Source organism: Pseudomonas borbori, assembly GCF_900115555.1.
GTDB classification, from domain to species: domain Bacteria; phylum Pseudomonadota; class Gammaproteobacteria; order Pseudomonadales; family Pseudomonadaceae; genus Aquipseudomonas; species Aquipseudomonas borbori.
In genome coordinates this window covers 1-11056 of record NZ_FOWX01000059.1, presented here as the reverse complement: position 1 = coordinate 11056, position 11056 = coordinate 1, and the positions used below count along the sequence as shown (strand labels likewise).

Genomic DNA, 11056 nt, shown 5'->3' with positions numbered 1-11056 from the left:
TCCAACCTGCTCGGGGTCAACGCCTCGATCGAGGCGGTCAAGGCCGGTGAAACCGGCAAGGGTTTCTCGGTGGTGGCGCAGGAGGTCAAGGCCCTGGCCGAGCAGTCGAAACAGGCCACCGCGCAGGTGCGCGGGATCCTCGGCGAGATCCAGAAAGCCATGACCCGGGCGGTGCTGCTGGCCGAGCAGGGCGGCAAGACGGTGGCAGCCGGCTACCAGCGTGCGCAGACCAGCGGCGAGGCGATCCGCAGCCTCAGCGGCAGCATCGAGACGTCCAGCGAGATGGCCCTGCAGATCGCCGCCACCAGTCAGCAACAGCTGATCGGCATGGACCAGGTCGCCAGCGCCATGGCCAATATCCGCCAGGCCAGCCAGGACAATGTCGGCGGTACCCGCCAGGTCGATCTGGCGGCGCGCAACCTGCATCAACTGGGCCTCAAACTCAAGGGCCTGGCCGCCCGCTTCAAGCTGTGAGTGCGCCATGAGTCTGGATCGCAAAGCATTGCAACAACAACTGCTGGCCAGTTTTCGCGTGGAGGCGCAGGAGCGCCTCGGCGTGCTCGCCGATGGCCTGGCCAACTGGCGCGAGGAGGGCGCCAGCGGCGAGTCGATCGAGTCGCTGTTCCGTGAGGTGCACAGCCTCAAGGGCGCCGCGCGGGCGGTTGGCCTGCTGCCGATCGAGCAGATCTGCCATGCCTGGGAGAGCCTGCTCGGCGCGGTGCGTGGCGGCACCCTGGAGCTGACCCCGGCGCGGGTCGAGCTGTGCCGCTATGCCCTGCGGGGGGTGCAGGCGCTGCACGCCGGGCAGCCGGCGAACACTGAAGAGCAGGCCCAACTGATCGAGGATCTGGAGGCTGCCGCCCAGGGTGCCGCGGTCAGTCTGCCCGAGAGTCTGGTGGCCATTCCTGCGCTGCCCGCCGAGCCTGGTACATTGCGCGTCTCGGCCGGGCGCCTGGATGCACTGCTGTTCCACAGCGAGAGCCTGTTGCAGCACAAACTCGAGGCCCGCGCCCATGCGCGTCTGCTCGGCGAACATCGCGCAGCCTGTGAACCGCAGCGCGGTCACCGACTACTCGCCGGTGGAACTCTGCAACGGCTGCGCGAAAGTGCCCAAGCGCTGCCCACGGCGAGCCAGGATGCGCTCAAGGCGCTGCTCGAGCATCTGGATTGGAGTCAGGCGCAGCTGGATCGCCTGCACTTCGAGGCGATCCAGCTGGAAAAGGCCGGCAAGCACCTTTCGCAGAGCCTGGCCCAGCTCTCCGAGTCCCTCGCCGAGGAGCTGCAGAGCGTGCTTCTGCTGGCCGGCAGCAGCCTGGTGGAAGGATTGCCGGCGATGGTCCAGGACCTGGCCAGCCAGGCCGGCAAGCGGGTGACGCTGCAGGTGCGTGGTGCCAGCCTGCAAGTCGACAAACGCATTCTCGACGAGCTGCGCACACCGCTCACCCACCTGTTGCGCAATGCCGTCGATCATGGCCTGGAAACCCCGGGGCAGCGCGCAGCCTGCGGCAAGCCCGAGGTTGGCCTGATCCAGCTGGAGCTGATCCAGGAGTCGGCGGACCGTTTCGAGCTGCGGGTGCAGGACGATGGCCGTGGCCTCGCTCTGGCGCAACTCAAGGCCAAGGCCGTGGCTGCTGGCTTGTTGAGCGAGGAGCAGGCCCAGGCCCTGAGCGCGGCGGAGGCCGGCAAGCTGATTTTCGCCTCCGGGTTGTCGACCAGTGCGCTGCTCACCGACCTGTCCGGCCGCGGTTTGGGCATGGCCATCGTGCAGGAGTCGGTCGAGCGCATCGGCGGGCGCATCGAGCTGGAGTCCGAGCCCGGCCGGGGCGCCTGCTTCCACCTGCATCTACCGCTCAACCTATCGACCTTTCGCGCGGTCATAGTGCGCAATGCCGAGCGTACCTTTGCCGTGCCGGCGCTGGCGGTGGAGCGCTGTTTGCGTCTGCCGGCCACCGCGGTGAAGAACCAGGAAAACCGCCCGACCCTGGTTTTCGAGGGAGAGGTACTGCCCGTCTGGTCGCTCGCCGATGTACTTGGCCTCACGCCCCTGGCGCGTGACGACGGTTATCTGACCCTGTTGTTGCTCAAGGTGCGCGGCGAGCGTTTCGCCCTGCTGGTCGAGGAACTGCTCGGCGATCAGGAGATCACCGTGAAGAACCTCGGTCGCCAGTTGCTGCGGGTGCGTAACCTGCTCGGCGCGACCGTGCTCGGCGATGGCCAGTTGGTGCCTATCCTGCATCCGGGCGATCTCTACCGCAGCGCCCTGGCCACTACCGCCAGCACCCTGGTTCAGCCGGCGGAGAGCGCCGACGTGCGCAGCCAACGGCTGCTGATCGCCGAGGATTCCTTCACTTCGCGCGGCCTGCTCAAGGCCATTCTCGAAGGCGCCGGCTATCGGGTGGCCACGGCGAACGACGGGCTGGAAGCCTGGAATGCCTTGAAACAGGGGCCTTTCGATCTGCTGGTGTCCGATGTGGAAATGCCGCGCATGGATGGTTTCAGCCTCACCAGCCGGATTCGCGCCGACCGCGAGTTGGCGCAGCTACCGGTGGTGCTGGTGACGGCGCTGCATTCGGCCGAAGACCGCGCCCGCGGCCTGGAGGCGGGCGCCAACGCCTACCTGGTGAAAAGCGGTTTCGAGCAGGACAGCCTGCTCGACGCCATTCGACGCTTGATCTGAGAGAGGTTCTACGGCCATGCGGGTATTGATCGTCGACGATTCACCGGTGCTGCGCGTGCTGCTGCGTGCGGTGCTCGAGAGCACGGGTTTCGAGGTACGCACCGCCGACAATGGCGAGCAGGCCCTGGCTATGTTGAAGACCTACACCCCGGACATAGTGACCATGGATGTGCACATGCCGGGCCTCGACGGCTATGAGACCACAGCGCGGATCCTCGAACACTACGCCTTGCCGGTGGTGGTACTGACTGCCAGTGCCAATGTGCGCGACTCTACAACCGCCATGCGCGCCCTGGCAGCCGGTGCGCTGGCGGTGCTGGAAAAGCCCAGGGGGCTGGATGCCACGGATTTCGACGAGCGCATCGATGAACTGCTGCGCACCCTGCGCAACATGGCGCAGGTGAAGATAGTGCGACGCTACAAGCCGAGCGCCGCCGGTGCCACGGCAACCCCGCCGGAAGCGCCGAGTCGGGTCGCCCAGACGATCGCCGATGCGCCGCGGTTGGTGGCCATCGGTGCCTCGGCCGGTGGTCCGGCGGCACTCAAGACCCTGCTGCAGAATCTCCAGCCGGCGCAGCCCTGGGCGCTGATTCTGGTGCAGCACATAGCCGCAGGCTTTCTGCCGAGTTTCTGCCACTGGCTGGCGAGTACGACCGCACTGCCGGTACAGATCGCCGAGGACGCGCAGGCGCTGCTACCCGGCAGGCTCTACCTGGCGCCGGACGGCGTGCAGACGGGGGTGAGCGCGGCCTTGCGCGTGCGTCTGGAGGCCGCTCGGACGGAACAGGCCTTATGCCCCTCGGCCGATCATCTGTTCCGCTCGGTCGCCTGTGCGTTCGGCAAGCAGGCCATCGGCATCCAGCTTTCCGGCATGGGCCGCGACGGTGCCGAGGGGCTGGCCGAGCTGTACCGCAAGGGCGGCCTTACCCTGGTGCAGGAGCCGACCAGCGCGGTGATCGATTCGATGCCACGGGCCGCCATCGATTTGCAGGCCGCCTGCCTGGTACTGTCACCGGAAGGTATCGCCGCCGTGCTTAACTCGATTGCGCAGCAGATGGCTACACAGAACGTCGTGAGAAGAGGGAACGAGCCATGTACGACACCGCCGAAATCCTGATCGTCGAGGACAGCCCGACCCAGGCCACCGAGCTGCAATATCTGCTCGAAGCGGCAGGCTGCAAGGTGCGTGTGGCGCGCAACGGCGTCGTAGCGCTGGCGATGGTCGCCGAGCGTCAGCCGACCATCGTCATCAGCGATATCGTCATGCCGGAAATGGACGGCTATGAACTCTGTCGGCAACTGAAGAGCGAGGAGCAGACTGCGGGCATTCCGGTGATCCTGGTCACCCGCCTGGCCGATGCGCGGGATGTGGTGCGTGGCCTGGCCTGTGGTGCGGACAACTTCATCGTCAAGCCCTATGACGAGAAGTACCTGCTGTCGCGAATCCGCTACTTCCTGGTCAATCTCGAACTGCGCAGCCATGAACGGGTGCAGATCGGCGTGGAGGTGATGCTCGAGGGCGAGCGGCACTTCATCACCGCCAGCCGCCAGCAGATTCTCGACCTGCTGATTTCCACCTACGAGCAGGGTGTGCGCCTCAATCACGAGTTGCAGAGCAAGCATGACGAACTGGCGCGCAGCAACTCGCTGCTCAACTGCCTGTTTCACTTCACCAGCGGCCTGACCGACGCCAAGACCGAACGGCATGTGATCGACGAGGCGCTCAACCGTATCCTCGAGTTCCCCGAGGCGGTCGGTGCCTGGTTGTTGCTGGCCGATACGCGCACTGCCGACGAGCCGGTGCGGCTTGCCGGGGCACGTGGACGTGGCGCGCTATACAGCATCGAGCATCTGCAACCCTGTGTGGTCAACTGCCCGTGCCTGCACGCCTGGTTCAGCGACCGCCTGAGCACCCCGAGCAACATCGCAGGCTGTCCCGCGCTGGCCGAACAGGCCGGCGAGTGCGCCCATGCCAGCATCCCGCTGCTGCTCGGCAGCGAGACCATCGGCATGCTCAACGTGGTCCGTCGGCATGGCCAAAGCTGGCCAGACGAATGGCTCACCGCCCTGGCTTCGATCGGCCGACAGCTGGCCATGGCCGTGGGCCGCGCCCGCCTGTTCGAGAGCATGGAGCAACTGGTGGAACAGCGCACACTGGCGCTGGCGCAGAGCGAGGCACTGTTGCGCAAGATTCTCGACAGCCTGCCGGTCGGCGTGTTGGTCGCCGACCCCAGTGGCCGGCTGATCATGAGCAATCCCGAGAGCAGCCTGATCTGGGGCGGTACGCTGCCGGGCGAGCTGGTCGAGCGCGGTCGGTATCAGGGCTTCTGGGCAGAAAACGGCGAGCCGGTGCAGGACGATGACTGGCCGCTGGCGTATGCGGTGCAGCAGGGCAAGGCCTCGCGCAACCGGGTGATCGACATCCAGAGCTTCGATGGCGCGAGCAAGACCATCCTCAATTCGGCGGTGCCCTTCCTCGATGACCAGGGTCTGTTGCAGGGCGCCATTGCGGTGATCCAGGACGTCAGCGAGCAGCGCCGCCGCGACCTTGAAATCCGCATTCGTACCCGTGCGGTGGAGGCCAGCGTCAACGCCATCATCATCACCGACAACGAGCAGGCGGATCAGCCGATCGTCTACGTCAATCCGGCATTCGAGCGCATCACCGGCTACCGCAGCGAGGAAGTGCTGGGACGTAATTGCCGCTTCCTGCAGGGCGAACAGCAGGGTCAGCCGGCACTGAACACTATCCGCCGGGCGCTACGCGGCCAGGAGGAGGGCGCGGCGATCCTGCGCAACTATCGCAAGGACGGCTCGGCCTTCTGGAACGACCTCAAGGTGGCGCCGGTGGTCAACGACCGCGGCAAGGTCAGCCACTTCGTCGGCATCCTCCACGACATCACCGAGGCCAAGCGCTATCAGGAGGAACTGGAACACCAGGCCAACCACGACAGCCTCACCGGATTGCCCAACCGCAACCTGCTCAACGACCGGATTCACCAGGCTATCGCCCTCGCCAGTCGCAACCAGAGCCAGTTTTCCCTGGTCTTCATGGACCTGGATCACTTCAAGGTGGTCAACGACAGCCTCGGGCACAACGCCGGCGACCGGTTGCTGGTGCAGATGGCCACGCGCCTGCAGGGCGTTGCCCGGGAAATCGACACAGTGGCGCGCCTGGGCGGCGACGAGTTCGTCATCCTGCTGGCCGACAGCGGCTCGTTTGCCGGGCGTATCGGCTGGTTGGAACGGCTCAAGGAACAGATTGCCACCCCGCTGATGCTGGACGGTCAGGAGCTGGTGGTCAGTTGCAGCATTGGCTTCTGCTGCTTCCCCGACGATGGCAGGGATGTCGGTACCCTGCTGCGCAACGCCGACACCGCCATGTACCAGGCCAAGCATCAGGGGCGTAATCGCATCTGCGCCTTCACCCCGCAGATGAACGAGCAAATGCAGCGCCGCCTGTTGCTGGAGCAGGAAATTCGCCATGCCCTGCACCACGACGAGTTCCGCCTGGTCTTCCAGCCGCAGCTGGACCTGCAGAGTGGGCGTCTCTGTGGTTTCGAGGCGTTGGTGCGTTGGCAGCGCAAGGACAGGCTGGTGGCGCCCGACGAGTTCATTCCACTGGCCGAAGAAACCGGACAGATCGTCGGCATCGACTTCCATGTCTTCGACGCCGCCTGCCGCCAGCTGTATGCCTGGAAAGATGCACTGCAGGGTCCGAGCATGTCGGTTAACTTCTCTGCCATCAGCTTCATGGCGCACGACTTCATCGAGCGGGTGCAGCAGATCATCGACCGGCACGGCGTAGCCCCCGAGCGACTCAAGCTGGAAGTGACCGAGTCGATGCTGATGACCAATACCGACGCGGTGCTGGCCAAAATGCAGGCGCTCAGCGCCCTGGGGATTCGTTTTTCGATCGATGATTTCGGCACAGGTTACTCGTCGCTCGGTTATTTGAAGCGCTTTCCCTTCAGCGAACTGAAGATCGATCGCAGCTTCGTCAGCGATGTTCATCTGGATCCGGACAGCGCCTCGCTGGCCCGCTCGATGATTTCCATCGGCCATAACCTGGGCCTCAAGGTGATCGCCGAGGGCGTGGAGACGCCAGAGCAGCTCGGTTTCCTGCGTCACGCCGGCTGCGATGAATTGCAGGGCTACTACTATTCGCCGCCGCTGCCCCCGGCGGCCTGTCTGGCGTTTCTCCAAGCGGACTCGGTCTTGCGCTTACCCGGCGATATCCTCGATGGCCGTGAGCAGTGCCTGCTGCTGATCGACGACGACCCCGGTATCCTCAAGGCCTTGCAGCGCGAGTTGCGTCTGGAGAACTACCTGATACTGACCGCCGGCAGTTGCGCCGAGGCACTGCCGCTGCTGGCGATCCATGCGGTGGATGTGGTGCTGACCGATATGCGCCTGGCCGACATCAACGGTCTGGATTTTCTGCGGCGGATCAAGGGCCTCTACCCGGATATCATCCGCATGGTGTTGAGCGGCTCCAGCGAGGTCAACAGCATCCTTAAGGCGGTCAATGAGGGGGTGATTTATCGTTTCCTCACCAAGCCCTGGTCGGCCGACGATCTGCGCGGCCAGTTGCGCGAAGCCTTCCGCCAGCGCCATCTGGAGCAGGAGAACCAGCGGCTGCACCAGCAAGTGCTGGGGCTCGCGAGCGTTTGAGCGTTACTGCACGGCTATGCAGTGAGTCATCAGGCTCGCACCTGACCCTGTGGCGACGAGCCAGGCCGCGGGTCAATTGCGCTGCTTGCGGTTGACGGTCTGCGCGGCTTTCAGCACATCACTGCCGATCTGGACCTCGAACTGCTGCCACACCGGGCGCATGGCTTGGCGCCAGGCCTCACGTTGTTGTTCATCGAGGGTGATCAGCCGGCTGCGGCCCGAGGCTTCGATCCGCTGCCGATCCGCCTGGTTGGCGGCCTCGGCCTGACGATTCACCTCATAGGTCACCTCGTCGATGATGCCTTCCAGTTCGCTGCGGATCCGATGGGGGATGGCGTACCAGAAGCGTGGGTTGCTCACCAGCATGTAGTCGAGCACGCCGTGATTGGTCTCGGTGATAAATGGTTGAACGCTGTGCAATTGCTTGCTGTAGATGTTCGACCAGGGGTTTTCCGCGCCCTGCACCTTGGCGTTCTTCAGCGCGTCGAAAACCTCGGCGAACGGTAGAACCTGCGCGCTGGCATGCAGCTGCTGGAACTGCGCCTCGAGCACGCTGGAGGGCTGAATACGGAAGCTCAAGCCCGCCGCATCGCCTGGCATCAGCAGCGCCTTGCTCGCCGACAACTGCTTCATGCCGTTGTGCCAATAGGCCAGGCCGACGATGTCGTGATCCTCCATGGCGCGCAACAGTTGGCGGCCCTTGGCACGTTTCTGAAAACGGTTGACCGCGTCCAGGTCGTCGAACAGGAAGGGCAGATCGAAGATCTGCAGTTGCTTGGTGTATTTCTCGAATTTGGCCAATGAGGGCGCCAGCAGTTGTACCTCGCCGTTGCGTAGTGCTTGCAGTTCGTCGGCGTCGCCATACAGCGAGGAGTTAGGGTAAACCTCGACCTTGACCTGGCCGCCCAGGCGTTCTTCGACCAGTCGTTTGAACAGCAGGGCGCCCTGGCCCTTGGGCGTAGTCTCGGCGACCACATGGGCGAACTTGATCAGGATGGGGCTTTGCGTTTGCGCGCCGTGGGCGCTGGCAGAACTGAGCACCAGGGCGCAGGCGGCCATGGCGAGAATCGACTTGAACATCGGACTGTCCCTTCTTGTTATTGATCGGCCTGCACCTTACAGACGCCTGCCAGCGAGGCATCCGTGGCTAGAGCGACGCTTGGTGTGCCGCCCTGTATCGCAATGCCTGTGCCAACCGTGCGGCTGGAGCTCAGCACTGGCATCGTCGGCGCGAGCCTGTGATCCAGTTCGCATGAGCTGGCGGTTTTCCGCCTTTTCGGCGTGCGGATGAGCGGCTATTCGCCAGTTTCGCCGTAAATGAGTGCGCCTTCAGCGCCTCTCACGTGACCACCGGTCGAACATCCTGCGCCGATGGCAGCTATACCAGTTGTTACAACCGGTGCAGCGCGAGTTGCCCTCATCGCAGGAGTCAGCATGTCAAAAGTCGCCATTGTTACCGGCGCCTCACGGGGTATTGGCGCCAGTATCGCCAAACGCCTGGCCGCCGACGGCATCAGCGTGGTGGTCAACTACACCGCACGGCCAGCGGATGCCGAGCGGGTGGTGCGCGATATCATTGACGCGGGCGGCCAGGCCTATGCCGTGCTGGCCGACATCAGCGACTCGGTGGCGGTCGAAGCCCTGTTCGACCAGGCCGAGGTGAAGTTCGGCGGTATCGATATCCTGATCAACAACGCCGGGGTCATCCAGCCCGGCATGGTCAACCTGGCCGACAGCGACGATGCGCTGTACCAGAAAATCTTCGCGATCAACACCAAGGGCACCTTCAATACCCTGCGCCTGGCGGCCAGACACCTGCGCGACGGTGGGCGCATCGTCAATTTCTCCACCAGCGTGGTGGGCCTGGCGCTGCCGGGTTATTCCGTGTATGCCGCGTCCAAGGCCGCGGTGGAGAGCTTCACCGCGATCTTCGCCAAGGAGCTGCGTGGTCGTAATATCTGCGTCAACGCGATAGCTCCCGGGCCCACCGCGACCGAGCTGTTCCTCGGCGGAAAAACCAGCGAGCAGGTCGAGCGCCTGGCCAGGCAACCGCCGCTGGAGCGCCTGGGTACACCCGAGGATATCGCCAATGTTGTGGCCTTTCTGGTCAGCGAGCAGGGGGGCTGGGTCAACGGCCAGACGCTGCGGGTCAACGGCGGCATCGTCTAGCCGAGCAGCTACTATCCCCTGGTTTTGCCGACGGCGCGCCACGCCACAAACAGGATGAAGGCGAACAGCAGGGTGACGCTCAGCAGCGTCCAACTGGTGAAGGAGACACCGAGGATGGCATAGTCGTTTTGCCCACAAACGCCAGCACTCATGAATATACCGGGCAGGTACTCATGCAAGGGGAGATAGAAGGCATAGAAGGGGAAGGGCGAGCAGCTGAAACTTTCCATGATGCCGGTCTCGATCAGCACCAGATGACTATTGTCGAACACAGCCATAAACCCCGCCGCCAGCAACAGCGGCCAGAGTATCAGGGTCAACCAGCGTTGCCCGACTGCCTCCGCGGCGACTATAAACAGGCTGAGCACCCCACCCAGCAACAGCCACAAGCGAATCTGCACGCACAGTGTGCAAGGCTCCCAGGCGAACAGATGCTGCATGAGCAAGGCACCGCCAAGCATGGCGAAACAAGCAATGGCAATGATTGAAAGCAGCGGAATAATGGATTTCTGACGAGTCATTTGAATTTCCGTTGGGGGCTGGGCAATGGCTTGAAGCAGTTGCTGAGTCGCTGTGTCATCAGGACAGACAACTGTTGTCACCGTGTTTTCTGCTCACGGCTGTGATCGTTCAATGGTGCCGGGGTTCCTACAGTGGGGCCACAGTGGGAGGTCAAGCAGGTGGCACAAAAGGTCCTGATCACTTTATATAATTTTGAACCCCAAGTCGGGTCGGAAACCGTGAAGCATTTTCCATCAAAGACAACCCGGACTCTTGCAGTGCATCATTCTGATTGGGACTTAAGCGGCTGTTGGCACGATACAGGATGTCGCAAGCATTCTCGGCTTGCGGCAATGTGCGTGCACGAAGCGCTGGTTAGCAAGTCAGCAGAGTGACGCCGTGATCGAGCACGTGTCACTCAAATCCACCGCCATCGAGGTGCACAAAAACCGGTGAACCCCGTGCCCGCCGATCAGAAAAATGGATACCGCCCAAAAAACTGAATAAGAATAAAGGCTTGACGCAGTTTCTATTGAGCCTATAATCCGCACCTCTTCAGGCGCACGCCTCTCTGCAAAACTCTTGTAAAACAAGAAGTTAGCGTAAAAAGAGGGGTTGCAAAACAGTGTAAGCTGTGTAGAATGCGCCGGGCTGACAAGGTGGTGGTTTGGGCTTGTCGGTGATTCGGTCGAGGTGATCGGAAGCGGTAAAAGAGGTGGTTGACAGCGGTTTGAAACGCTGTAGAATTCGCCTCCCGCTGACGAGATGCCAGAAGCTGATCGGAGGCGCAAGCGGTTGAGTAGAAAAGTTTTCTTCGGAAAAGAACTTCGAAAAACAACTTGACGGAAAGATGAGGTGCTGTAGAATGCGCGCCTCGGTTGAGACGAAAGACTCAGCCGCTGCTCTTTAACAACTGAATCAAGCAATTCGTGTGGGTGCTTGTGAGGTAAGACTGCTAGTCGCAAGATTATCAGCATCACAAGTAACACTCGTTAATTTGAGAGTTTTTTGTCGATTGCTGAGCCAAGTTTAGGG

General features: G+C 62.9%; 7 protein-coding genes. 5 read left to right on the top strand and 2 right to left on the bottom strand.

The genetic code is table 11. The features are described 5' to 3' along the window. From BM315_RS23250 to BM315_RS23235, 4 genes are all read left to right on the top strand, one after another. On the top strand, positions 1–474 hold a 474-nt coding region (locus BM315_RS23250; protein ID WP_244527366.1), incomplete at its 5' end, for a methyl-accepting chemotaxis protein. 7 nt (positions 475–481) lie between these two features. After that, positions 482–2677, top strand: a complete 2196-nt coding sequence (locus tag BM315_RS23245; protein WP_090505972.1) for a hybrid sensor histidine kinase/response regulator — start codon at positions 482–484, stop codon at positions 2675–2677. 16 nt (positions 2678–2693) lie between these two features. After that, complete coding sequence (locus tag BM315_RS23240) at positions 2694–3794, top strand: chemotaxis protein CheB (RefSeq protein WP_090505970.1); 1101 nt, start codon at positions 2694–2696, stop codon at positions 3792–3794. Next, positions 3770–7351, top strand: a complete 3582-nt coding sequence (locus BM315_RS23235) for an EAL domain-containing protein (protein WP_090505967.1) — start codon at positions 3770–3772, stop codon at positions 7349–7351. The genes BM315_RS23240 and BM315_RS23235 overlap by 25 nt, the downstream gene beginning before the upstream one ends. A 72-nt stretch (positions 7352–7423) precedes the next feature. On the opposite strand, the gene BM315_RS23230 is transcribed toward BM315_RS23235, so the two are convergent. After that, positions 7424–8431, bottom strand: coding sequence for a TRAP transporter substrate-binding protein (locus BM315_RS23230; protein WP_090505965.1), 1008 nt, complete (start codon positions 8429–8431; stop codon positions 7424–7426). Between the two features lie 354 nt (positions 8432–8785). Between BM315_RS23230 and BM315_RS23225 the strand changes: the two genes are divergently transcribed. After that, positions 8786–9520: an SDR family oxidoreductase gene (locus BM315_RS23225; protein ID WP_090505963.1), complete on the top strand. Its 735-nt coding sequence runs from the start codon at positions 8786–8788 to the stop codon at positions 9518–9520. A gap of 11 nt (positions 9521–9531) precedes the next feature. On the opposite strand, the gene BM315_RS23220 is transcribed toward BM315_RS23225, so the two are convergent. Next, positions 9532–10122 carry a disulfide bond formation protein B gene (locus tag BM315_RS23220; RefSeq protein ID WP_244527365.1) on the bottom strand — a complete coding sequence of 197 codons (591 nt, stop codon included), beginning with the start codon at positions 10120–10122 and terminating at the stop codon, positions 9532–9534. Positions 10123–11056: the final 934 nt, after the last annotated feature.